This window comes from Streptomyces sp. NPDC002309, from assembly GCF_053593375.1.
The window spans coordinates 296,167-318,233 of sequence record NZ_JBSFCI010000003.1 but is presented as its reverse complement, the minus strand read 5'-3'; the positions used below and the strand labels follow the sequence as shown (position 1 = coordinate 318,233).

Below are 22,067 nucleotides of genomic sequence, written 5' to 3'. Positions count from 1 at the left end.
CCCGATCACAGCGTGCGCAGCAGCACCGCCGGCTGTTCCACGCAGTCGGCGACATAGCGCAGGAAACCGCCCGCCGTGCCGCCGTCGCACACCCGGTGGTCGAAGGTGAGCGAGAGCTGGACGACCTGCCGCACCGCCAACTCGCCCTCGTGCACCCAGGGCTTGGGGATGATCCGGCCGACGCCGAGCATGGCCGCCTCGGGGTGGTTGATGATCGGCGTGGAGCCGTCGACACCGAAGACGCCGTAGTTGTTCAGCGTGAAGGTGCCGCCGGTCAGCTCCGCGGGGGTGAGCCTCCCGGCCCGGCCCGCCTCGGTCAGCCGGGCGAACTCGGCGGTCAGGGACTCCGCGTCGCGGGTGTGCGCGTCCCGGACGACCGGGACGACCAGTCCCCGCTCGGTCTGCGCGGCGAAGCCCAGGTGCACCTGGTCCAGCCGGACGATCTCCCGGGCCGCCATGTCGACGGTGGAGTTCAGTTCGGGGAACCGGGCGAGGGCGGCGGTGCAGATCCGGGCCAGCAGCGCGAGCAGGGAGATCTTGGGACCGCCCGCCGCGTTCATCGCGGTGCGAGCCCGCATCAGCTCCGTCGCGTCCGCGTCCACCCAGCAGGTCGCGTCCGGGATCTCCCGCCGGCTGCGCGCGAGCTTGTCGGCGACGACGCCGCGGACGCCCTTGAGGGGGACGCGGGTGCCGGAGGTGACGGCGGCGGTGGCCGGCGCGGTGTCGGCCGGGGCGCCGGCGGCGGCGGTCCGCGAGGGAGACACGCGTGTGGCGGGCTGCGCGGAACGGCCCTGCGCGGCGGCGGCCCGCAGCGCGTACTCCACGTCGGCGCGCAGGATCAGTCCGTCGGGGCCGGAACCCGTCAGCTCCCGCAGATCCAGGTCGTTCTCACGGGCGAGCCGCCGCACGAGCGGCGAGATCACCGGCACGGGCCCTTCACCACGGCTACCGTCGCCGTCGAGACGGTCGCCGGGCCGGCCGTCGAGGTGGTCGTCGGCCCGGGCTGCCGGAGATCCCGTGGCCGGGGCGGCCCGAGTGTCCCCGGCGGCCCGCTGGGGAGCTATCGGAGCCTGCGGCCGCACCCTCCGGCGCCGCGCCGGAGGCGCACCCGTGCCGTAGCCCACCAGGACGTTGCCCGAGCCTGTGCCGGAGCCGCCGCCGGACCGCGCGGCCGAGCCGTTGGCCGAAACGGTCACGGAGCCGCCGTCAAGTGCACCGGAACCCGAGACGGGCACCGGAGCGGAACCCGGTACCGGGCCGGAAGCCGACCCCGCGCCGGGCCCCTGCGGACCGGAGACCTCCGCGCCCACCGCCACGGTCAGCAGCGGCGCCCCCACCGGGAGCTCCGCGCCCTCCTCGCCGAAACGGGCCGTGACCACACCGCCGTAGGGGCAGGGGACCTCGACCATCGCCTTGGCCGTCTCCACCTCCACGACCGGCTGGTCGACGGCGACGACGTCGCCGACCTGCACCAGCCAGCGCACGATCTCCGCCTCGGTGAGCCCTTCCCCGAGGTCGGGGAGCTTGAACTCCAGCACCTGTGCCATCAGCTCTCGGCCTCCCATTGCAGACGCGCCACGGCGTCCAGGATGCGGTCGACGCCAGGAAGATGGTGCCTCTCCAGCATCGGCGGCGGGTAGGGGATGTCGAACCCGGCGACGCGCAGCACCGGAGCCTCCAGGTGGTGGAAGCAGCGCTCCGTGACCCGGGCCGCGATCTCACCGCCCGGTCCGCCGAACCCGCCCGACTCGTGGACGACGACCGCTCGCCCGGTCCGTCGCACCGAGGCCGCGACCGTCTCGTCGTCGAACGGCACCAGGGAGCGCAGGTCGACGACTTCGAGGTCCCATCCCTCGGCCCGGGCCGCCTCGGCGGCTTCGAGGCAGACGGGCACCGACGGGCCGTACGTGATGAGCGTGGCGCTCCGGCCGGAACGCCGCACCACCGCGCGGCCGATGGGTTCGACGGTCCCCGGCTCCTCCGGGTTCCAGGCGTCCTTCGACCAGTACAGGCGCTTGGGCTCCAGGAAGACGACCGGGTCGTCGGAGGCGATGGCGGCCCGCAGCAGGCCGTAGGCGTCGGCGACGGTGGCGGGCGTGACGACGTGGAGCCCCGGAGTCGCCACGTAGTACGCCTCGGACGAGTCGCTGTGGTGCTCGACGCCGCCGATGCCGCCGCCGTAGGGGACACGGATGGTGATCGGCAGGGGCATCGCACCGCGCGTGCGGTTGCGCATGCGCGCCACATGGCTGACCAGCTGCTCGAACGACGGGTAGGCGAACGCGTCGAACTGCATCTCGACGACCGGCCTGAGCCCGTACATCGCCATGCCGACGGCGGTGCCCAGAATGCCCGCCTCGGCGAGCGGGGTGTCCGTGCAGCGGTCCTCGCCGAACTCCTTGGCGAGGCCGTCGGTGACGCGGAAGACGCCGCCGAGGGTGCCGACGTCCTCGCCCAGGACGTGCACGGTCGGGTCGGCGGCCATGGAGTCGCGCAGTGCGCGGGTCAGGGCCTGGGCCATGGTCGCGGGTTTCACGGCAACCGTGGTCATGACAGCTCCTCCTGCCCGGCCTCCAGCTCGGCCCGCAGCAGGGCCCGCTGCTCCCGCAGCTGCGGGGTCGGCTCGGCGTAGACGTGGTCGAACAGCTCCATGGGGTCGAGCCGGGGGTCCTGGTTCAGCCGGGCGCGCATGTCGGCGGCGAGTGTCTCGGCGTCCTCGCGCGCGGCGCGCACACCGGCCTCGTCGAGCCAGCCGCGCGCGGTCAGCTCCCGCTCCAGGAGCGTGATCGGGTCGTGGTCGCGCCAGGCGTCGAGCTCGGACTCCGCGCGGTAGCGCTTGTCGTCGTCGGCGTTCGTGTGCGCCTCCAGTCGGTACGTCACCGCCTCGACGAGCGTCGGACCGCCACCCGCGCGCGCGTGGCGCACGGCGTCGGCGAGCACCTCGTGCACGGCGGCGGCGTCGTTGCCGTCGACCAGGCGGCCCGGCATCCCGTACCCGACGGCCTTGTGGGCCAGGGAGGGCGCGGCGGTCTGCTTGGCGAGCGGGACGGAGATCGCGAAGCCGTTGTTCTGGACCAGGAAGACGACCGGCGACTGCCACACGGCGGCGAAGTTCAGCGCCTCGTGGAAGTCGCCCTCGCTGGTGCCGCCGTCACCGACGATCGCCAGCGCGACCACGTCGTCGCCCTTGAGGCGGGCGGCGTGCGCGAGGCCGACGGCGTGCGGCAACTGGGTGGCGAGCGGGGTGCACAGGGGGGCCACGCGATGGGTGTGCGGGTCGTAGCCGGTGTGCCAGTCGCCGCGCAGCAGGGTGAGCGCGTCGACGGGGTCGACGCCCCGGACGACGGCGGCGAGGGTGTCGCGGTAGCTGGGGAAGAGCCAGTCACGGTCTTCGAGGACCAGCGCGGCGGCGACCTCGCAGGCCTCCTGGCCGGTGCTGGACGGGTAGACGGCGAGGCGGCCCTGCTTGGTGAGCGCGGTCGCCTGCGCGTTGTAGCGGCGCCCGCGCACCAGCTGCGCGTACAGCCGGCGCAACAGCTCGGGGTCGGCCTTGGCGGCGGCCTCGGTGCCGAGCACGCGGTACGGAGCCGCGTCGGGCAGCAGCGGCGTGGGGTCGGTGCGGGGCTGCCAGGCGGGCGGTGGCGACGGCCGATACGCGCCACGCTGCTCCATGACCGTCATGACGGCACCTCCTCGTGGGAGCGGCTTCGGGGAGGCGCTCGTCTGTGATGCGCCTCACCTACCGATTGTTCGGTCGACGGCACATTTTGGCTACAGGCCCCCCGTGGCTGTGGACAAACGGTTCTCCACAACCTGAGATGGACGCATTACGTCCATGGTAGAGAGGTGGGGGGACATGGCATCTGAACAAATGGCCGAAGGGACGGAGGCCGGCACCGCCCCGCCGCCGCCGCGCCCCCTCGACGCGATCGACGAGGACATCCTGCGGATGCTCCAGGCGGACGGCCGCGCCTCGATACGGTCGGTGGCCGAGCGGGTGCACGTCTCACGGGCCAATGCCTACGCCCGGATCAACCGGCTCGTCGAGGACGGCGTCATCCGCGGCTTCGGCGCCCGCGTCAACCACGAACGCGCGGGGCACGGGACGTCGGCCTACATCACCCTGAAGATCGTCCAGAACTCGTGGCGCACCGTGCGCGAGCAGCTCAGACGGCTTCCCGGCGCCTCGCACATCGCCCTCGTCGGGGGCGATTTCGATGTCCTGCTGCTGGTGCACACCTCCGACAACCGGGCGCTGCGCGAGGTGGTGCTGACCCGCCTCCAGGCGATCCCCGAGGTACTCAGCACGCGCACGCTGCTGGTGTTCGAGGAGGAGGACCTGGAACCCCAGGGCTGAGCCGCCGGGCCGGCGGCCGAAGACGGCTCTCAGCAGACGGCTCTCAGCGCGCCCGGCGCAGTCCCTCGAACACCATCTGGGTGACCGCGTCGGCCACTTCGCGCTCCCCCATGCCGCGCCCGTCCGGCCGGTACCACTCGACGATCGAGTTGATCATGCCGAAGACCAGCCGGGTGGCCAGCCGCACCTCCACGTCGCCGCGCACGTCGCCCTCCGCGGCGGCCGCCTTCAGCAGCTCGGCGACGCGGTGGTCGAAGTCGCGGCGCCGCTCCAGCGCCCACCGCTCCGTGCCGGTGTTACCGCGCACCCGCAGCAGCAGCGTCACGTACGGCAGTTCGGCGATGAGCACCTCGACCATGCGCCGGACGACGTACTCCAGCCGCGCGGAGGCGGGTCCCCCGCGCGCGTGCTCCTCGTCGAGGATGCCGAAGAGCCCGTCCAGGGCCCGGCTCACGGCCCGGCGCAGCAGCTCCTCCTTGCCCGTGACGTGGTGGTAGATCGACGACTTGGAGATGCCGGCCGCCTTGGAGAGGTGCTCCATGGAGGTGCCGTCGTAGCCGCGCTCGTTGAAGACCCGGACGGCGACCGAGAGCAGGGTCTCCGGGGTGTAGGTGTCGCGCTTGGCGGTGCTCATGGGGTGCCCTCCCGCTTGTCCGCGGCGTGTCCCTGGCGGTACAGCGCCAGGGAGGGCGCGTAGCGTCCCGACGGCTCGCGCAGGTCCAGCTCCTCCAGGAGGTCGTACGCCCATCCCCGGCCGAGCCGGCTGTTCCACTCGAAGGGGCCGAGGGGGTAGTTGACGCCGAGCCGCATCGCCGTGTCGATGTCCTCCTCGGTGGCCACGCCCTTGGCGACGGCGTCGCACGCGAGGTCGACGATCCGCGCGACCGTCCGGGCGACGATCATTCCGGGGACGTCCCCGATGACGCTGACCTTCTTGCCGAGCGCCTGGAACAGCCCGACCGCCTCGGCGAGGGTCTGCGGGGCGGTGTCCTGGGAGGCGGACAGGGCCACGCGGGTGGCCCGGCGGTAGTCGAAGGCGAGGTCGAAGTAGACGACGTCCCGGTACTCCACCGAGGTCTGGCCGTCGGCGAGGACCAGCTGGCCGCCGCTGGGAAGCACGAACCGCGTGCCGTGGTCCTCCTCCTCCCCGCGCACCAGGATGCCCGCCTCGCGGATCAGCGGGAGCAGTTCGGACGCGGGACCCAGGTCGCCCTCCGCGATGACGTACGCGGGCGGTTCGGCGGGCTCCGCGGTGTGCGGTTCGGGGCGCTCGGCGCCCTCCCGGTAGTCGTACCAGCCCTGTCCGGACTTGCGGCCGAGCCGGCCGGACTCGACCAGGCGGCGCTGGACGAGCGAGGGCGTGAAGCGCACGTCCTGGAAGAAGGACTCCCACACGGACCGCGTCACCGACTCGTTGACGTCCTGCCCGATGAGGTCGGTCAGCTCGAAGGCGCCCATCCGGAAGCCCCCGCACTCGCGCAGCACGGCGTCGATGGTGGCGGGGTCGGCGCCCTGACCCTCGTAGACGGCGAAGCTCTCGGAGTAGAAGGGCCGGGCGATGCGGTTGACGAGGAAACCCGGGGTGTCGGCGCAGGCGACCGGCGTCTTGCCCCAGACGCGGGCCGTCTCGTACGCGCGCGTGGCCGACGTGACGTCGGTGGCGAATCCGGAGACCACCTCGACCAGCGGCAGCAGCGGGGCGGGGTTGAAGAAGTGCAGGCCGACCAAGCGGCCCGGGGTGCGCAGGCCGCCGCCGATGGCGGTGACCGACAGGGACGACGTGTTGGTCGCGAGCAGACAGTCCTCGGCGACGACGTCCTCCAGCTCGCGCAGCAGGTGCTGTTTGACGTCCAGCCGCTCCAGGACGGCCTCGACGACGAGGGAGACGTCGGCGAGTTCGGCGAGGCTCTCCGCGGGCAGCAGGCGGGCCCGTGCGGCGTCCCGGTCGGCGCCGCTCAGCCGTTCCTTCTCGACGAGCCGGTCGAGCCGGGCGCCGATGGCGGCGGCGGCTTCGTCGGCACGCCCGGGGACGGTGTCGTACAGCCGTACGGGGTGGCCCGCGACCAGCGCCACCTGCGCGATGCCCTGGCCCATCGTGCCGCAGCCGACTACGGCCACGGGGCTGCTGAGGTCGAGTGCTGTCATGAACGCGATCCTCCCGCACGGGGTTTTCCACAGATGCGGCGGACCCCCTTGAACCGACCGATCGTTCGGTTACTCTAACTCTGACCGCCCGATCCCGCCTCAGTTTTTTCCCAGGTCATGAGCTCGACGAAGAGTTCACAAGACGAGGAGTTGGTCCCGCATGGCCGCCGAACTCACCGCCCAGGAGCTGCTCGCCCAGCACCGGCCCACCCTCGACCAGGCGCTGGAGGCGATCCGCACACGCGCGTACTGGTCCCCGCACCCCGAACACCCGAAGGCCTACGGGGAGAACGGCAGCCTGGACGCGGCCGCGGGCAAGGCCGCGTTCGACGCGGTGCTCGGCACCCGTCTCGACCTCGGCCAGCCGGGTACGGACGGCTGGGTGGACGGCGAGGCCTCCCCGTACGGCATCGAGCTGGGCGTCAGCTACCCGCACGTGGACGTCGACGCGCTGCTGCCCGCCATGCGGGCCGGCCAGGGCGCCTGGCGCGACGCGGGGCCGGAGGCCCGGGCCATGGTCTGCATGGAGATCATCAAGCGGATCAGCGACCGGACGCACGAGTTCGCGCACGCGGTCATGCACACCTCCGGCCAGGCGTTCATGATGGCGTTCCAGGCGGGCGGCCCGCACGCCCAGGACCGCGGTCTGGAAGCGGTCGCGTACGCGTACGCGGAGCAGGTCCGCACCCCCGACACCGCGGAGTGGACGAAGCCGCAGGGCAAGCGTGACCCGCTCGCGCTGACCAAGCGCTTCACGGCGGTGCCGCGCGGGATCGCCCTGATGATCGGCTGCAACACCTTCCCGACGTGGAACGGGTACCCGGGCCTGTTCGCCTCGCTGGCCACGGGCAACGCGGTCCTGGTCAAGCCCCACCCGCGCGCGGTGCTGCCGCTGGCGCTCACCGTGCAGGTCGCGCGCCAGGTGCTGACGGAGGCCGGCTTCGACCCGAACCTGGTCGCGCTGGCCGCGGAGGGCGCCGGTGAGGGCATCGCCCGGACGCTCGCGGTCCGTCCCGAGATCCGGATCATCGACTACACCGGCTCGACGGAGTTCGGGGACTGGCTGGAGGCCAACGCCCGTCAGGCGCAGGTCTACACGGAGAAGGCCGGCGTCAACACGGTGATCGTGGAGTCGACCGGCGACTACAAGGGGATGCTGTCCAACCTGGCGTTCTCGCTGTCGCTCTACAGCGGCCAGATGTGCACGACCCCGCAGAACCTGCTGATCCCCCGCGACGGCATCAGCACCGACCAGGGGCACAGGTCCTTCGACGAAGTGACCGCCGACCTCGCCCAGGCGGTCGACGGCCTGCTCGGCGACGACGCGCGTGCGAACGCGCTGCTCGGCGCCATCGTCAACCCGGACGTCAAGGCCCGTCTGGAGGCCGCGGCCGGCCTCGGCGAGGTCGCCCTCGCCTCCCGGGAGATCACCAACCCCGAGTTCCCGGGCGCGGTGGTCCGCACGCCGGTCGTCGTCAAGCTGGACGGCGCCAAGCCCGACGACGAGGCCGCCTACATGAGCGAGTGCTTCGGCCCGGTCGCCTTCGCCGTCGCCGTCGACTCCGCCGCCGACGCGGTGGAGTTGCTGCGCCGGACGGTCCGGGAGAAGGGCGCGATGACGGTCGGCGCCTACACGACCGACGCCGACGTCGAGCGGGCGGTCGAGGAGGCCTGCCTGGAGGAGGCCGCGCAGCTCTCGCTGAACCTGACGGGCGGGGTGTACGTCAACCAGACCGCCGCGTTCTCCGACTTCCACGGCTCGGGCGGCAACCCGGCGGCCAACTCGGCGCTGACCGACGGGGCGTTCGTCGCGAACCGGTTCCGGGTGGTGGAGGTACGCCGGGACGCGTGAGCCCTCAGGCCGCCGCGCCCCCGGTGGCACTCCAGTGGTACAGCGTCATGGCCACACTGGTCGCGAGGTTGTAGCTGGACACCTGGGGGCGCATCGGCAGTGCCACCAGATGGTCGGCACGCGCGCGTACGTCCGCCGTCAGGCCGCTGCGCTCCGACCCGAAGGCGAGCAGGGCGTCGTCCGGCAGCTTCAGGCCGCGGATGTCCTCGCCCTCCGGATCGAGGGCGAACAGCGGCCCGGGTGGCAGTGCCCCGACGTCCAGCCGCTCCACCGCGGTAGCGAAGTGCAGTCCGGCGCCGCCGCGGACGACGGTGGGGTGCCAGGGGTCGAGCGTGCCCGTCGTGACCACTCCGGTCGCCCCGAAACCGGCCGCGAGCCGGATCACGGCCCCGGCGTTGCCGAGGTTGCGCGGCTGGTCGAGGACGACGACGGGGGCGCCGCGGGGAGTGCGGGCGAGCGCCCGCAGGTTGTCCTCGCGAGGCGGCCGTACGGCCAGGGCGGCCACGGCGGTGGGATGCGGGCGTGGCACCAGGGAGGCGTACACCGGCTCCGGGACCTCGGTGAGCAGTTCGGCCAGCGGCTGCCTCAGGTCCGGGGCGAGCTCCTCGGCGAGGGCGAGCGCGGCCTCGCGGTCGGCGGTGACCGCGAGGGGGACCTCGGCGCCGAACCGCAGGGCGTGCTTGAGCGCGTGGAAGCCGTCGAGCAGCACACAGGTCCCGGCGAGCCGGTGCCAGGCGCCCGCCGGCTGCGGCGCGGAGCCGCCGGCGCCCCTGTCCGCGGGGTCGTTCATGCCCTGAAGCCTACGTGGGTCTGTTCCGCGTCCCCGTGGCGCTCGGCGTCGTCCGCGGTCCGCTGTGCGGGCACCTTGGGAAGACGGCGGCGCGTCAGGCGCCCCCGCGCGCGTGCGCTCCAGTGTTCCAGGCGGCGCAGGAACGACGTCGGCAGGAAGACCGCGTCCGCCGCGATCATCGCCAGCGAGAAGAACGGCAGCCCGAGCACCACGGCGATCACGGCGTGCTCGATGATCATGACGGCCAGGAGCACGTTCTTGACCCGGCGGTCGAACAGTGTGAACGGGAAGGCGACCTGCACGATCACGGTCCCGTAGGTGATGAGCATGATGACCGTGCCGCTGCTGGACAACAGGTCCGCCAGCGCGGGCCACGGGGAGAAGTAGTCCAGTTGCAGCGGGTAGTAGACGGCGGTCCCGTCCTGCCAGCGGGAGCCCTGGACCTTGTACCAGCCGGCCGTCGCGTAGATGAGACAGGCCTCGGCCATGATCACGAACAGTGCGCCGTTGTGCAGGACGTCGGCGATCACGTCAAGCATGATCCGCGGCTCGCCGGTCCGGGTGAGGCGCCCGACGAGCCACCACAGGGCCTGCGCCACCCACACGCCCCACAGCAGCGCGGGGATCACCCAGTCGCCGTCCAGCCGGCCCAGTGCGGTGACGCCGACCAGCGCCAGCCCGAGCACACCCCACAGCAGCGGGCCCGTCCGGTCGGTGACCGCCTCCCCGCGCGCGTGTGCCTCGCGGGTGCGCCGGGCGCGGCGGGCGTCCAGCGACCAGACCTGGCCGCAGCGCGTGAACACCAGATAGACGCACATCAGGTGCAGGACGTTGTCGCCGCCGTCGCCCATGAAGACACTGCGGTTCTGCAGCGAGAGCACACCGACCATGAAGAGCACGGACATGGTGCGGGTACGCCAGCCCAGCACCAGCAGGAGGCTGGAGAGCACGCCGAGCGCGTAGACGGTCTCGAACCAGAACCGGCCGTCGGACCACAGCAGCGCGGTGAAGGCGCCGTTCGCGCCCACCAGCTGCTCGGCGAGATCCCAGCTCCACGGGCCGTCGGGGCCGTAGAGCTCCTGCCGGTGCGGGATCTCCCGCAGCAGGAACAGCAGCCAGGTGACGCCGAAGCCGATCCGGATCACGGCGGTCTGGTACGGGCCGAGGGCGGACCCGGTCACCCGGGCCACGCCGCGGGAGACCGCCAGGGCGAAGCGGTTCACCGGTCACCGCCCGCGGTCTCGTCCCGCGGCACCGACCACCAGGGCAGCTCCCGGTACACCGGTTCGAGGGAGATCCGCTCCTCGCTCCACTCGGGCGGGCGCACGCCGGTGGTCCTCGAGCGGATCTGGACCCGCTCGAGGAAACCGTTCGGCCCGGCCACCTCCAGGCGGTCCAGGCGCATCACCACGATCCGGCGCATGTATGTCTCGCTCAGCGCGCCGCGCAGGCCCGAGGGGCGGTTGTCGCCGTCGTGCGCGGCCGTGTAGAAGTCCCAGGCGCGGCGCAGCTCGTTCTGCTGGGTGTGGCTCGGCAGCGGATTGCCGTCTATGGCCTCGCCGTCCCGTGCGGACAGGTCGTACCAGCCGGTGACCCGGCTGCCGCCGTCGGTCGTACGGATCTGGGCGCGGACCTGGACGGCGATGTTCTGCTGCAGCGGATTCGGCGCGAAGAGTTTCCAGTTCTGCTCGAACTCCGGGTAGACCCAGTCGTCGATCGACTCGCTGTGCTGCTTCGAGACCGTGTTCGACGGGGCGACGTGCAGAAACACCATCCCGAGGTGCACACACACGGCTATCGCGACGACGGCGAGGGCCAGCGCGACGCCCACCTGGTAGCGCGGGGAGAGGCCGGCGACACCCGTGGGCGGTTCCGGCAGGGGCGCGCGCACGTCGAGGGGCGTGCCCGGCTCGTCCCGCCCGGGCGGGACGCCGGCACCCCTGTCGTACGTGTCCTTCGCGCCCTGCGCGTCCATTACGCCCCGATTCCGTCCCGTTCCGGTCCTTCTCCGCCGCGGGCTGCCCCCTCGCACGCGAACGGTACTCAGGCCGCCCCACCGGGCACAGCCCGTTCGATCAGCTCGCCCACGGCCGCGCCGACGGGTTTTCCACAGCGGTTGACACCTTACGGCGCCCGCCCGACCATGGAATCGCACGAACCGAACGATCGGTCGGGAGCGTGCTCCGGACAGACCCAGAGGTCGAGGGGGCCCCATGGCGACAGCAGCCGCGCAGGAGACGGACCACACAGCGTCCCGCGGCGAAAGGGACGACACGGCCGGCTTCGAGCACGCCTTCGACGCCGCCGTGGCCGCCGACGAGCGCATCGAGCCGCGCGACTGGATGCCCGACGCCTACCGGGCGACGCTGGTCCGGCAGATCGCCCAGCACGCGCACTCCGAGATCATCGGCATGCAGCCGGAGGCCAACTGGATCACCCGTGCGCCCTCGCTGCGCCGCAAGGCCATCCTGATGGCCAAGGTCCAGGACGAGGCCGGCCACGGCCTGTATCTGTACAGCGCCGCGGAGACCCTCGGCACCAGCCGTGACGAGCTGCTCGACAAGCTGCACAGCGGCCGCCAAAAGTACTCCTCGATCTTCAACTACCCCACGCTGACCTGGGCGGACGTCGGCGCGATCGGCTGGCTCGTGGACGGCGCGGCAATCACCAACCAGGTGCCGCTGTGCCGCTGCTCCTACGGCCCGTACGCACGCGCGATGGTCCGGATCTGCAAGGAGGAGTCCTTCCACCAGCGCCAGGGCTACGAGCTGCTGCTGGCCCTCAGCAAGGGCACCCCCGAGCAGCACGCCATGGCGCAGGACGCGGTGGACCGCTGGTGGTGGCCGTCCCTGATGATGTTCGGCCCGCCCGACGACGAGTCGCAGCACTCGGCGCAGTCGATGGCCTGGAAGATCAAGCGGCACTCCAACGACGAGCTGCGCCAGCGCTTCGTCGACATCTGCGTCCCCCAGGCCGAGTCCCTCGGCCTCACCCTGCCCGACCCGGACCTGCGCTGGAACGAGGAGCGGGGACAGCACGACTTCGGGGCGATCGACTGGACGGAGTTCTGGGACGTGCTCAAGGGCAACGGCCCGTGCAACGACCAGCGCATCACCCAGCGCAGGCAGGCCCACGAAGAGGGCGCGTGGGTACGGGAGGCGGCCGCGGCGTACGCGGTCAAGCACAGCGAGACAGGAGCGACGCGCGCATGACGAACACCGACTGGCCCCTGTGGGAGGTCTTCGTGCGCTCGCGCCGGGGCCTGTCCCACACCCACGCCGGCAGCCTGCACGCCCCGGACGCGGAGCTCGCCCTGCGCAACGCGCGCGACCTCTACACCCGCCGCGGCGAGGGCGTCTCGATCTGGGTCGTGCCCTCCTCCGCCGTGACCGCGTCGTCGCCCGACGAGAAGGACCCGTTCTTCGCGCCGGCCGCCGACAAGCCCTACCGCCACCCCACCTTCTACGAGATCCCCGAGGGGGTGCGGCACCTGTGACGACCACGATTCCCACCACGGCCGCCCTCGCCCTGGGCGACGACGCCCTGGTTCTCTCCCACCGCCTCGGCGAGTGGGCCGGCCACGCCCCGGTCCTGGAGGAGGAGGTCGCCCTCGCCAACATCGCGCTGGACCTGCTCGGCCAGGCACGTGTGCTGCTGTCGCTGGTCGGCGACGAGGACGAGCTGGCGTACCTGCGCGAGGAGCGCGCCTTCCGCAACCTCCAGCTGGTGGAGCAGCCGGGCGGCGACTTCGCCCACACCATCGCCCGCCAGCTGTACTTCTCGACCTACCAGCACCTGCTGTACGCCGAACTGGCCACCGGCGACGGCCCCTTCGCCCCGCTCGCCGCGAAGGCCGTCAAGGAGGTCGCCTACCACCGCGACCACGCCGAGCAGTGGACCCTGCGGCTCGGCGACGGCACGCAGGAGAGCCACGAGCGCATGCGGCGGGCCTGCGAGGCGCTGTGGCGGTTGACCGGCGAGATGTTCCAGCCCGTGGAGGGCCTGGACGTCGACAGCGAGCGGCTGAGGGCGGCCTGGCAGGAGTCCGTCGGCGAGGTCCTGCGCCGCGCGACCCTCACGGTCCCCACCGGGCCGCAGACGGGGGCGTGGAGCGCCGGAGCGGGCCGCCAGGGCCTGCACACCGAGTCGTTCGGGCGGATGCTCGCCGAGATGCAGCATCTGCACCGCAGCCACCCGGGGGCGTCATGGTGACCACCACCGCCCTGGAGGAGGAGCTCATCGCGATCGCCGGCTCGGTCCTCGACCCCGAGCTGCCCGTCCTCACCCTGCGGGAGCTGGGCGTCCTGCGCGCGGTGCACCTGTGCGGCGAGAACGCGGTCGAGGTGGAGCTGACCCCGACGTACACCGGCTGCCCGGCCGTCGAGGCGATGTCCCTGGACATCGAGCGCGCCCTGCACGAGCACGGCGTGCGGGACGTCACCGTCCGCACGGTGCTCTCGCCGGCCTGGTCGACGGACGACATCACGCCCGAAGGGCGCCGCAAACTGGAAGAGTTCGGCATCGCGCCGCCGCGCGTACGCGCGGAGTCCGGACCGGTGCCGCTGGAGCTGGGGCCGGTGCGCACGCTCACGGCAGCGGCCGGAGAGGCCGAGCCGGTCCGCTGCCCGCACTGCGGCAGCGCCGACACCGAGCTGCTGAGCCGCTTCTCCTCCACGGCCTGCAAGGCGCTGCGCCGCTGCCTGTCCTGCCGTGAACCGTTCGACCACTTCAAGGAGTTGTGATGGCCCGCTTCCACACGCTCCCGGTGACCGCGGTCGACCGGCTGACCGACGACGCCGTCGCCGTCACACTCGCGGTCCCGGAGGAGCTGCGCGAGGCGTTCCGTCACGCACCGGGACAGCACATCGCCCTGCGCCGCACGGTCGACGGCGTCGACATCCGGCGGACGTACTCGATCTGCTCCCCGGCACCTCAGGACGGCGCGGGACCGCGCTCCCTGCGGGTGGGCGTGCGGCTGGTGGAGGGCGGCGCCTTCTCCACGTACGCGCTCAAGGAGATCAATGTCGGTGACGAGCTGGAGGTGATGACACCGGCCGGCCGCTTCACCCTGGACCCCGCGCCCGGGCTGTACGCCGCGGTCGTCGGCGGCAGCGGCATCACACCGGTGCTGTCGATCGCGACGACGCTGCTGGCGCGCGAGCCCGGCGCCCGGTTCTGTCTGATCCGCAGCGACCGTACGGCCGCCTCGACGATGTTCCTGGAGGAGGTCGCCGACCTGAAGGACCGCTTCCCCGAGCGGTTCCAGCTGGTGACGGCGCTCTCCCGGGAGGAGCAGCAGGCAGGGCTGCCGACCGGACGGCTCGAGCACGAGCGGCTCTCGGGGCTGCTGCCGGCGCTGCTGCCGGTGGCCGACGTGGCGGGCTGGTTCCTGTGCGGGCCGTTCGGGCTGGTGCAGGAGGCCGAGCGGGCGCTGCGCGGACTCGACGTCCCGCGCGACCGGATCCACGAGGAGATCTTCCACGTCGACGCCGCTCCGGCCGCCGCCCCGTCGACCGCCCCCGCGCACAGCACGGTGACCGCCCGGCTCGACGGCCGCGCGGGGACCTGGCCGGTCCAGACCGGTGAGTCACTGCTGGAGACGGTGCTGCGCAACCGTTCCGACGCCCCTTACGCCTGCAAGGGCGGGGTGTGCGGCACATGCCGGGCCTTCCTGGTCTCCGGGGAGGTGCGGATGGACCGCAACTTCGCGCTGGAGCGGGAGGAGACGCAGGCGGGATATGTCCTGGCCTGCCAGTCGCATCCGGTGACGGAGAAGGTGGAGCTGGACTTCGACCGGTAGACGACGGGGTGCCCGCGCCGCCCATTCCCTTCTTCTAGAACCTGTTCTATCTTGACGCTCCGTCAGACAGCTGGAGCCGCCGGGAGGACAGGACCGTGGACTTCACCTTCACCGAGGAACAGCAGGCGGCGTCCGAGGCGGCGCGGGGGCTGTTCGCCGACGTCGCACCGGACGCGGTGCCCAGCCCCACGCTGACCAGGGGCGCCGTGGCCGACGACTTCGACCGCGCGCTGTGGGGCAGGCTCGCCGGCGCCGATCTGCTGAGCCTGCTGCTCGACCCGGAGCACGGCGGGGCGGGTCTCGACGCCGTCGCGCTGTGCCTGGTGCTGCGCGAGGCGGGGAAGGTGCTCGCGCGGGTGCCGTTGCTGGAGAGCAGCGCGGCGCTGGCCGCCGTACAGGCCTACGGCGAGAAGGAGTTGAAGTCCGAGCTGCTCGAAAGGGCCGGGCGGGGCGAGGTCGTGCTGACCGTCGCCGCGCAGGGACGTACCGGCGGTCACGACCCCGCCGAACGGGCGGTGACCGCCCGGCGGGAAGGGGACGACTGGGTCCTGGACGGGGTGCAGACCGCGGTGCCGTGGATCCACGACGCCGACTTCACCGTCGTACCCGCGCACACCGAGGCGGACCGCGCCGTACTCGCCCTCGTCCCCCGCGGACACGAAGGGGCTGTGACGGCCGAGCAGTTCGCGACAACGGGCGAGCGCCTCGGGGAGCTGCGTCTGGAGTCGGCGCGGGTCCCGCAGCGGTACGTCGTCACGGCCGAGGGGGCCTGGGAGTGGCTGCGGGAGCTGCTGGCCACCGGGACCTGTGCGCTGGCACTGGGTCTGGGCGAGCGGGTGCTGCGGATGACCGGCGAGTACACCGGGAAGCGCGAGCAGTTCGGGCACCCGATCGCGACGTTCCAGGCCGTCGCCGTGCAGGCCGCCGACCGCTATATCGACCTGCGGGCGATGGAGGCCACGCTGTGGCAGGCGGCGTGGCGGATCAGCTCGGGGGCGCCGGGGGCGCTGCCGGCCGCCGGAGACGTGGCCGTCGCCAAGATCTGGGCCTCGGAAGGGGTGCGGCGGGTGGTGCAGACGGCACAGCATCTGCACGGCGGCTTCGGGGCGGACGTCGAGTACCCCCTGCACCGGTACCACGCCTGGGCCAAGCACCTCGAACTGTCCCTCGGCCCGGCGGCGGCGCATGAGGAGGCGCTGGGGGATCTGCTGGCGGCACATTCACCGGAATGAGAACGGCACGCCCGAGGCCCACCTCAGCCCCAGCCGACGCCCCCACGCCCTACCCCCGGCCACCCGACGACCCAAGACCACAGTTCCCCGAGCCCGGCCACCCGACAGCCTGAGACCACTGTTCCCCGCGGCCCTGCCCCCGGCCACCCGACGACCCGAGACCGCTGGTTCCCTACGCCCCCACCAGTCCACTAAGCGGGCCCAGAAGCGCGGGGCCACTGGTTCCCCGCGCCCCCGCACCAGTCCGCCCAGCGGCCTCGGCCTCAGACCACGCTTCCCGGCTCCCCGGCGTCCGTGACCACCGCCCGCCCGGTCGCCTGCCACGCCTCCATGCCACCGGCGACGTTCACGGCGTCGATGCCCTGCTGGTTGAGGTACATCGCGACCTGGGCCGAGCGACCGCCGGAACGGCAGATCACGTGGACGCGGCCGTCCTGCGGGGCGGCCTCGGTCAGCTCGCCGTACCGGGCCACGAACTCGCTCATGGGAAGGTGCAGCGCGCCCGCGGCATGGCCGGCCTGCCACTCCTCGTCCTCACGGACGTCCAGCAGGAAGTCGTCGTCCTTGAGGTCGGTGACCCCGACCGTGGGAACAGCTCCGAAATTCATGGTCCCGACGCTACCCGAAGCACTCCCGAGGACGTTCGGAGGCCGCCCTGGCCGCTCACTGACCGATCAGCGCCGCCAGCTCCGTCTCGCGCGCGTCGACCTCCCTGAGCAGTTGCTCGGCGATCTCGTCGAGCAGAGTGTCCGGATCGTCGGGCGCCAGCCGGAGCATGGAGCCGATGGCGCCCTCCTCCAGCTCACGGGCGACGACCGAGAGCAGCTCCTTGCGCCGGGCGAGCCAGTCCAGCCGGGCGTAGAGCTCCTCGCTGGGGCTCGGCCGGCGCTCCTCGGGCACCGGACCCGCCGCCCACTCCTCGGCCAGCTCGCGCAGCAGCACCTCGTCACCACGGGCGTAGGCGGTGTTCACACGGGTGATGAACTCCTCACGCCGCTTGCGCTCGCCGTCCTCCTGGGCGAGGTCGGGGTGGGCCTTACGGGCCAGCTCGCGGTAGAGACGGCGGGCCTCGTCGCTCGGGCGGACCCGCTGCGGGGGCCGGACAGGCCGGTCCGTCAGCATCGCGGCGGCCTCGGGGAACAGGCCGTCGCCGTCCATCCAGCCGTGGAACAGCTCCTCCACCGAGGGCATGGGCAGCACCCGGGCCCGCAGCTCCTGCGCACGGCGCAGATCCTCCGGGTCGCCCGTACGGGCCGCCTTCGCCTCGGCTATCTGCGCGTCCAGCTCTTCGAGGCGGGCATACATCGGCCCGAGCCTCTGGTGGTGCAGCCGGGAGAAGTTCTCGATCTCGACCCGGAAGGTCTCGACCGCGATCTCGTACTCGATCAGCGCCTGTTCGGCCGCCCGCACGGCCCGCTCCAGCCGCTCCTCGGGCCGGGGCGCGCCATCCTCGGGCGTCGCCCGGGCCTCGTCGGCGACACCACCCTGCTCAGCTTCCGGGGTCGTCACCCGACCAGCGTAGGCCACGCCGCCACCAGCTCCCGGAACCCCGGCTCCGACCGCGGGCTCCGCACCGCGGGAACGCCCCTCACCGTGCAAGAGCCCCTCCTCGACACCCACTGCCGCTCACACCCCCGACTCCGCCGCGACCCGCCCCGCCCGGACCGCCGCCACAAGCGCCGCGTGATCCGCCTCGGTCCGGTCGGCGTACGCGACGGCGAACTCGGCCACCGCCTCGTCCAACTCCCCGTTCTTGCCGCAGTAGCCCGAGATCAGACGCGGGTCGGCACTGTGCGAGTGGGCACGGGCCAGAAGGGCGCCGGTCATCCGGGCGTAGTCGTCGAGCTGGTCGACGGAGAGCGCCGCGGGGTCCACGCTGCCCTTGCGGTTGCGGAACTGACGGACCTGGAACGGGCGGCCCTCGACGGTCGTCCAGCCGAGCAGGATGTCGCTGACCACCTGCATCCTCTTCTGCCCGAGAACCACCCTCCGGCCCTCGTGGCCGACGGACGGTGCCGGGAACCCGGCCGTCCGCAGATGCGGCAGCAGCGCCGAGCCACGGGCCTCCTTCACCTGGAGGATCAGCGCCTCACCGCGGTGGTCCAGCAGCAGCACGACGTAGGACCGCAGGCCCACGCTGCCCGTGCCGACGATCCGGAACGCCACGTCGTGCACCGCGTGCCGGGACAGCAGCGGCAGCCTGTCCTCGGACAGCGTCGTCAGATACTCCTCCAGCGAGGTCGCGACCGCCGCCGCCTCGGCGTCCGGGACACGGCGCAGCACCGGCAGCGCGTCCACGAACCGCCGGCCGCCCTCCTCGGTGGGCTCGGTCGACCGCGCCGCGAACCGCCCGCTGGTGTTGGCCCGCGCTTTCTCCGCGACCCGCTCCAGCGTGCCGAGCAGATCGTGGGCGTCGGTGTGGGAGACCAACTCCTCGTCCGCGATGGCGTTCCACGCGTCGAGGACCGGGAGCCGGGCCAGCAGCCGCATCGTGCGGCGGTAGGCGCCGGCGGCGTCATGGGCGGCCGCCCGGCAGACGTCCTCGTCGGCGCCGACCGCCCGGCCCGCGAGCACCAGCGAGGCGGCGAGCCTCTTGAGGTCCCACTCCCAGGGGCCGTACACCGTCTCGTCGAAGTCGTTCAGGTCGATGATCAGGCCGCCGCGGGCGTCGCCGTACAGTCCGAAGTTCGCCGCGTGCGCGTCGCCGCAGATCTGGGCGCGGATACGGGTCATGGGGGTGCGGGCGAGGTCGTAGGCCATCAGGCCGGCCGCTCCGCGCAGGAAGGCGAACGGCGTGGCCGCCATCCTGCCCACCCTTATCGGTGTGAGCCCGGGAATCCGGCCCTGGTTGGACTCCTCGACCGCCGCCACCGCGTCGGGCCGGGCGCCGTCCACGTCGAGGGTGGCGTGGACGCGCCGGGGGATCCGCTCCCGCAGGGCCTTGCCCTCGGCCTTGGGTGAGGGCGCGCCCTGCGCGGAACGCTCGGCGAAACCCCGCACCGGCGGGATGCGCACCGTCCCGGAACCCGCTTCCCGCACACCGGCCTCGGTCATGGCGACCGCCTCCCCCGTGACTCGCACGAACATCAACTCGTGCCGACGGTACAACCGGCGGGCGGCATCCCGTCAGACCCTGTGGACAACTCCTCACCTGTGGAAAACGCACGTACCCCGCGACGTACGCCGTCCGCCCCACGCCACTGATCACGGCGGGTGCGCTGCTCGCGCCGGTGCCGGCGCGCCCGCTCACCCGACTGCCGGCCCAACTCCCGCCCGCCTGCCTGGACTTCCCGGTGCCGGTCCCGAGCGCGGTGCACGTTCCGGAGAAAGGCTCTGCACTGATCCGCTCCGGAGCCCGCACCACCGCCCGGCCCGCTCGCCGCCACACCACAACCCCCACGACCACGACCACGCTCCCCCGCACCACGGGCCGCACGAGTGCCCTCGACGACGACTCGATCACCGTTGACGAGGAGCGGGAACGGCACCCGTGGGACAGCGCACCGGAGCCCCCTCGAATGCGCTCGGCGCGACGGGCGGCGCCTGCGCCGGTCCTCGCGGTGGCGACGGCACGTCACCACCACGGGCACACGCCCTGCCCACCGCCACCGCACCCTGAGACGTTCCTCACACACGACCCGGGAGCACGGTGAGGGGCGCCGCACGGAACAGCCCAGGGGACAGAAGCCGCCCAGGAGGCAGAAGAAGCAACCCGAGAGACAGGAGAAAGAGCCCGAGAAGCAGGAGAAGCACCCCAAGGGACAGCAGAAGTTACCCCAGAGACAGCAGAACAAAACGAAGCGGTCGACATCGTGATCACGATGCCGACCGCTTCAGCTGTGCGCGAGGGGGGAGTTGAACCCCCACGCCCTTGCGGGCACTGGAACCTGAATCCAGCGCGTCTGCCTATTCCGCCACCCGCGCATTGGGTGTGTCTCCGGCCTCTTCCCCTTGGGGTCGGCGCCTTCCGACATCCAGAACACTAGCACGCTGGACTGGGTGGGTTCACATCCCTTATTCGGGGCAGGGGCACCCCGCACAGGCACGCCGACCGGCCAGGAGACCCTCCGCACGTATCAACCTCGTACCGGTCCTGCCCGTCTGCCCACGCACCGGACAGAGTCCGCAGTCCGGTGCGGGACACTTGTTTGCGACCCCCTCTACGATCCATGCCAGAAGTTCGAAGGGGAGCGCCGCAGGGAACCTCGTCAGGCGTCGACACCCGTCGACACCCGTCGACCGGGCTGACAGGGGGAACCAGCCGATTAACCGGGGCGTGGATACGATCAGTAAGCAGTACCGGGTAGGCAGTACACGGGTAGGCAGTACACAGGACGGCGACGCCGGAGGAGGTGCCCCATGGGAGTCCTGAAGAAGTTCGAGCAGCGTCTCGAAGGTCTGGTCAACGGCACCTTCGCCAAGGTGTTCAAGTCCGAGGTGCAGCCCGTGGAGATCGCGGGAGCGCTCCAGAGGGAGTGCGACAACAACGCGACCATCTGGAACCGCGACCGCACCGTGGTGCCCAACGACTTCATCGTGGAGCTGAGCGCGCCGGACTTCGAGCGCCTCAGCCCCTACTCCGGCCAGCTCGGCGACGAGCTCGCCGGCATGGTCCGCGACTACGCCAAGCAGCAGCGCTACACCTTCATGGGCACGATCAAGGTCCATCTGGAGAAGGCCGACGACCTGGACACCGGTCTGTACCGGGTGCGCAGCCGTACGCTCGCCTCCTCCACCGACCAGCAGGCCCCCGGCTCCACGCCGGGCGGCGCCCGCCCCCAGGGCGCTGCCGGCGGCTACGGATACCCGCCCGCGGGTACCCCGCCGCAGCCCTCGGGTGCTCCCCCCATGCCTTCGGCGCCCCCGCCCGGCGCCCGCCCCGGCGGCTACGGCTATCCGCAGCCGGCACAGCCCGCCGGACAGCGTCCGGGGGCCGCCCCGGGCGCCGCCTCCGGCTCCCGGACCAGGTACTGGATCGAGATCAACGGTGCCCGCCACCAGATCTCTCACCAGACGCTGGTACTGGGCCGCAGCACCGAGGCCGACGTGCGGATCGACGACCCCGGCGTATCCCGCCGGCACTGCGAGATCCGGACCGGAACGCCCCCCACGATCCAGGATCTCGGGTCCACCAACGGCATCGTGGTGGACGGGCAGCACACCACCCGCGCTACGCTCCGCGACGGCTCACGGATCGTCGTGGGCAGCACCACCGTTATCTATAGGCAAGCCGAAGGGTGATCCGGGGGCAATGTCAGAGCTGACCCTCACGGTCATGCGGCTGGGTTTCCTGGCCGTACTGTGGCTGTTCGTGATCGTGGCCGTGCAGGTCATCCGCAGCGATCTGTTCGGTACGCGCGTCACACAGCGCGGATCCCGACGGGACGCGGGACGGGCGCAGCAGGCCACGCGCCAAGCGCCGCCTCAGCAGCGCCAGCAACCGGCCGGTGGCCGCGCACGACGCAACGCCCCGACCAAACTCGTGGTGACGGAAGGCACACTCACCGGCACCACCGTCGCCCTGCAGTCCCAGACCATCACCCTGGGCCGGGCGCACGACAGCACGATCGTGCTGGACGACGACTACGCCTCGAGCCGGCATGCCAGGATCTACCCGGACCGGGACGGTCAGTGGATCGTCGAGGACCTCGGGTCCACGAACGGCACCTATCTCGATCGGACCCGCCTCACGACCCCCACGCCGATCGCGCTGGGTGCACCGATCCGCATCGGCAAGACCGTCATCGAGCTGCGGAAGTAGTGCTACATCATGAATGAGCGCGAGCGGAGCGAGCACGCAGCGGCGGTCCACACCCGGGGCCCCGGCGCGCTCCCGACCGGAGGGTGGGCAGTGTGGCTCGACACGATCGGCTGTACCCGGAGCCGGCGGG

At 72.3% G+C, this 22,067-nt stretch carries 21 protein-coding genes and 1 tRNA gene; 10 read left to right on the top strand and 12 right to left on the bottom strand.

Annotated features, from left to right (window positions below; all coding sequences use genetic code 11):
* Positions 1–5: 5 nt before the first annotated feature.
* The 3 genes from ACWCPM_RS04495 to pdhA are packed head-to-tail and all read right to left on the bottom strand — an operon-like array spanning position 6 to position 3,681.
* Complete coding sequence (locus tag ACWCPM_RS04495; protein WP_450974638.1) at positions 6–1,547, bottom strand: dihydrolipoamide acetyltransferase family protein; 1,542 nt, start codon at positions 1,545–1,547, stop codon at positions 6–8.
* On the bottom strand, positions 1,547–2,551 hold the full coding sequence (locus ACWCPM_RS04490) for an alpha-ketoacid dehydrogenase subunit beta (protein ID WP_450974637.1): 1,005 nt from the start codon (positions 2,549–2,551) through the stop codon (positions 1,547–1,549). The genes ACWCPM_RS04495 and ACWCPM_RS04490 overlap by 1 nt, the downstream gene beginning before the upstream one ends.
* Positions 2,548–3,681, bottom strand: coding sequence for a pyruvate dehydrogenase (acetyl-transferring) E1 component subunit alpha (pdhA, locus tag ACWCPM_RS04485; RefSeq protein WP_450974636.1), 1,134 nt, complete (start codon positions 3,679–3,681; stop codon positions 2,548–2,550). The genes ACWCPM_RS04490 and pdhA overlap by 4 nt, the downstream gene beginning before the upstream one ends.
* Positions 3,682–3,856: 175 nt before the next feature.
* Between pdhA and ACWCPM_RS04480 the strand changes: the two genes are divergently transcribed.
* On the top strand, positions 3,857–4,357 hold the full coding sequence (locus ACWCPM_RS04480) for an Lrp/AsnC family transcriptional regulator (RefSeq protein WP_450974635.1): 501 nt from the start codon (positions 3,857–3,859) through the stop codon (positions 4,355–4,357).
* A 43-nt stretch (positions 4,358–4,400) separates the two neighbouring features.
* On the opposite strand, the gene ACWCPM_RS04475 is transcribed toward ACWCPM_RS04480, so the two are convergent.
* Positions 4,401–4,991: a TetR/AcrR family transcriptional regulator gene (locus tag ACWCPM_RS04475; protein ID WP_450974634.1), complete on the bottom strand. Its 591-nt coding sequence runs from the start codon at positions 4,989–4,991 to the stop codon at positions 4,401–4,403.
* The gene (locus ACWCPM_RS04470; protein ID WP_450974633.1) at positions 4,988–6,502 is read right to left on the bottom strand and encodes a 3-hydroxyacyl-CoA dehydrogenase; all 1,515 of its coding nucleotides are present in this window, start codon (positions 6,500–6,502) and stop codon (positions 4,988–4,990) included. Before ACWCPM_RS04470 ends, ACWCPM_RS04475 begins: the two co-directional genes overlap by 4 nt.
* A gap of 160 nt (positions 6,503–6,662) precedes the next feature.
* Between ACWCPM_RS04470 and paaN the strand changes: the two genes are divergently transcribed.
* Positions 6,663–8,354, top strand: coding sequence for a phenylacetic acid degradation protein PaaN (gene paaN / locus ACWCPM_RS04465; protein ID WP_450974632.1), 1,692 nt, complete (start codon positions 6,663–6,665; stop codon positions 8,352–8,354).
* 4 nt (positions 8,355–8,358) lie between these two features.
* Here the strand turns inward: paaN and ACWCPM_RS04460 are convergent, their stop codons facing one another.
* From ACWCPM_RS04460 to ACWCPM_RS04450, 3 genes are read right to left on the bottom strand one after another with little or no spacing between them, the layout of a single operon-like run.
* Positions 8,359–9,144 (bottom strand): TrmH family RNA methyltransferase, encoded by a 786-nt coding sequence (locus tag ACWCPM_RS04460; RefSeq protein ID WP_450974631.1) that lies wholly within the window; start codon positions 9,142–9,144, stop codon positions 8,359–8,361.
* Positions 9,141–10,367: an HTTM domain-containing protein gene (locus ACWCPM_RS04455; protein ID WP_450974630.1), complete on the bottom strand. Its 1,227-nt coding sequence runs from the start codon at positions 10,365–10,367 to the stop codon at positions 9,141–9,143. Before ACWCPM_RS04455 ends, ACWCPM_RS04460 begins: the two co-directional genes overlap by 4 nt.
* A complete protein-coding gene (locus ACWCPM_RS04450; protein WP_450974629.1) occupies positions 10,364–11,119 on the bottom strand; it encodes a DUF5819 family protein in 756 nt (251 codons plus the stop codon). Before ACWCPM_RS04450 ends, ACWCPM_RS04455 begins: the two co-directional genes overlap by 4 nt.
* A gap of 238 nt (positions 11,120–11,357) precedes the next feature.
* Here ACWCPM_RS04450 and paaA point away from each other — a divergent pair, with 238 nt between their 5' ends.
* The 6 genes from paaA to ACWCPM_RS04420 all read left to right on the top strand — a co-directional run bounded on the left by paaA (position 11,358) and on the right by ACWCPM_RS04420 (position 16,176).
* A complete protein-coding gene (gene paaA / locus ACWCPM_RS04445; RefSeq protein WP_450974628.1) occupies positions 11,358–12,356 on the top strand; it encodes a 1,2-phenylacetyl-CoA epoxidase subunit PaaA in 999 nt (332 codons plus the stop codon).
* Positions 12,353–12,640 (top strand): 1,2-phenylacetyl-CoA epoxidase subunit PaaB, encoded by a 288-nt coding sequence (gene paaB / locus ACWCPM_RS04440; RefSeq protein WP_450974627.1) that lies wholly within the window; start codon positions 12,353–12,355, stop codon positions 12,638–12,640. The genes paaA and paaB overlap by 4 nt, the downstream gene beginning before the upstream one ends.
* Positions 12,637–13,356 (top strand): 1,2-phenylacetyl-CoA epoxidase subunit PaaC, encoded by a 720-nt coding sequence (gene paaC, locus ACWCPM_RS04435; protein ID WP_450974626.1) that lies wholly within the window; start codon positions 12,637–12,639, stop codon positions 13,354–13,356. Before paaB ends, paaC begins: the two co-directional genes overlap by 4 nt.
* The gene (gene paaD, locus ACWCPM_RS04430) at positions 13,350–13,886 is read left to right on the top strand and encodes a 1,2-phenylacetyl-CoA epoxidase subunit PaaD (RefSeq protein WP_450974625.1); all 537 of its coding nucleotides are present in this window, start codon (positions 13,350–13,352) and stop codon (positions 13,884–13,886) included. Before paaC ends, paaD begins: the two co-directional genes overlap by 7 nt.
* Positions 13,886–14,944, top strand: a complete 1,059-nt coding sequence (locus ACWCPM_RS04425; RefSeq protein ID WP_450974624.1) for a 2Fe-2S iron-sulfur cluster-binding protein — start codon at positions 13,886–13,888, stop codon at positions 14,942–14,944. The genes paaD and ACWCPM_RS04425 overlap by 1 nt, the downstream gene beginning before the upstream one ends.
* Before the next feature lie 95 nt (positions 14,945–15,039).
* The gene (locus tag ACWCPM_RS04420) at positions 15,040–16,176 is read left to right on the top strand and encodes an acyl-CoA dehydrogenase family protein (RefSeq protein WP_450974623.1); all 1,137 of its coding nucleotides are present in this window, start codon (positions 15,040–15,042) and stop codon (positions 16,174–16,176) included.
* Between the two features lie 263 nt (positions 16,177–16,439).
* Here the strand turns inward: ACWCPM_RS04420 and ACWCPM_RS04415 are convergent, their stop codons facing one another.
* The 4 genes from ACWCPM_RS04415 to ACWCPM_RS04400 all read right to left on the bottom strand — a co-directional run bounded on the left by ACWCPM_RS04415 (position 16,440) and on the right by ACWCPM_RS04400 (position 20,100).
* Complete coding sequence (locus ACWCPM_RS04415) at positions 16,440–16,784, bottom strand: rhodanese-like domain-containing protein (RefSeq protein WP_450974622.1); 345 nt, start codon at positions 16,782–16,784, stop codon at positions 16,440–16,442.
* Between the two features lie 55 nt (positions 16,785–16,839).
* Positions 16,840–17,796, bottom strand: coding sequence for a hypothetical protein (locus ACWCPM_RS04410; RefSeq protein ID WP_450974621.1), 957 nt, complete (start codon positions 17,794–17,796; stop codon positions 16,840–16,842).
* 6 nt (positions 17,797–17,802) lie between these two features.
* Positions 17,803–19,263 (bottom strand): DUF2252 domain-containing protein, encoded by a 1,461-nt coding sequence (locus tag ACWCPM_RS04405; RefSeq protein WP_450974620.1) that lies wholly within the window; start codon positions 19,261–19,263, stop codon positions 17,803–17,805.
* Between the two features lie 753 nt (positions 19,264–20,016).
* Positions 20,017–20,100: transfer RNA gene (locus ACWCPM_RS04400), tRNA-Leu, on the bottom strand.
* A gap of 435 nt (positions 20,101–20,535) precedes the next feature.
* On the opposite strand from ACWCPM_RS04400, the gene ACWCPM_RS04395 reads away from it, so the two are divergent.
* Positions 20,536–21,417: an FhaA domain-containing protein gene (locus ACWCPM_RS04395; protein WP_450974619.1), complete on the top strand. Its 882-nt coding sequence runs from the start codon at positions 20,536–20,538 to the stop codon at positions 21,415–21,417.
* A 10-nt stretch (positions 21,418–21,427) separates the two neighbouring features.
* Entirely contained in the window at positions 21,428–21,937 is a 510-nt protein-coding gene (locus ACWCPM_RS04390) for an FHA domain-containing protein FhaB/FipA (protein ID WP_450974618.1), read from the top strand.
* Positions 21,938–22,067 lie beyond the last annotated feature (130 nt).

What these genes read in the sequence shown, in the direction of transcription:
- pdhA (WP_450974636.1), bottom strand. Translation starts at nt 3,681, where the DNA reads ATGACGGTCATGGAGCAGCGTGGCGCGTATCGGCCGTCGCCACCGCCC.
- ACWCPM_RS04425 (WP_450974624.1), top strand. Translation starts at nt 13,886, where the DNA reads ATGGCCCGCTTCCACACGCTCCCGGTGACCGCGGTCGACCGGCTGACC.
- ACWCPM_RS04450 (WP_450974629.1), bottom strand. Translation starts at nt 11,119, where the DNA reads ATGGACGCGCAGGGCGCGAAGGACACGTACGACAGGGGTGCCGGCGTC.
- ACWCPM_RS04490 (WP_450974637.1), bottom strand. Translation starts at nt 2,551, where the DNA reads ATGACCACGGTTGCCGTGAAACCCGCGACCATGGCCCAGGCCCTGACC.
- paaD (WP_450974625.1), top strand. Translation starts at nt 13,350, where the DNA reads ATGGTGACCACCACCGCCCTGGAGGAGGAGCTCATCGCGATCGCCGGC.
- ACWCPM_RS04460 (WP_450974631.1), bottom strand. Translation starts at nt 9,144, where the DNA reads ATGAACGACCCCGCGGACAGGGGCGCCGGCGGCTCCGCGCCGCAGCCG.
- ACWCPM_RS04395 (WP_450974619.1), top strand. Translation starts at nt 20,536, where the DNA reads ATGGGAGTCCTGAAGAAGTTCGAGCAGCGTCTCGAAGGTCTGGTCAAC.
- paaA (WP_450974628.1), top strand. Translation starts at nt 11,358, where the DNA reads ATGGCGACAGCAGCCGCGCAGGAGACGGACCACACAGCGTCCCGCGGC.
- ACWCPM_RS04480 (WP_450974635.1), top strand. Translation starts at nt 3,857, where the DNA reads ATGGCATCTGAACAAATGGCCGAAGGGACGGAGGCCGGCACCGCCCCG.
- paaN (WP_450974632.1), top strand. Translation starts at nt 6,663, where the DNA reads ATGGCCGCCGAACTCACCGCCCAGGAGCTGCTCGCCCAGCACCGGCCC.
- ACWCPM_RS04390 (WP_450974618.1), top strand. Translation starts at nt 21,428, where the DNA reads ATGTCAGAGCTGACCCTCACGGTCATGCGGCTGGGTTTCCTGGCCGTA.
- paaB (WP_450974627.1), top strand. Translation starts at nt 12,353, where the DNA reads ATGACGAACACCGACTGGCCCCTGTGGGAGGTCTTCGTGCGCTCGCGC.
- ACWCPM_RS04495 (WP_450974638.1), bottom strand. Translation starts at nt 1,547, where the DNA reads ATGGCACAGGTGCTGGAGTTCAAGCTCCCCGACCTCGGGGAAGGGCTC.
- ACWCPM_RS04475 (WP_450974634.1), bottom strand. Translation starts at nt 4,991, where the DNA reads ATGAGCACCGCCAAGCGCGACACCTACACCCCGGAGACCCTGCTCTCG.
- ACWCPM_RS04415 (WP_450974622.1), bottom strand. Translation starts at nt 16,784, where the DNA reads ATGAATTTCGGAGCTGTTCCCACGGTCGGGGTCACCGACCTCAAGGAC.
- ACWCPM_RS04470 (WP_450974633.1), bottom strand. Translation starts at nt 6,502, where the DNA reads ATGACAGCACTCGACCTCAGCAGCCCCGTGGCCGTAGTCGGCTGCGGC.
- ACWCPM_RS04405 (WP_450974620.1), bottom strand. Translation starts at nt 19,263, where the DNA reads ATGTTCGTGCGAGTCACGGGGGAGGCGGTCGCCATGACCGAGGCCGGT.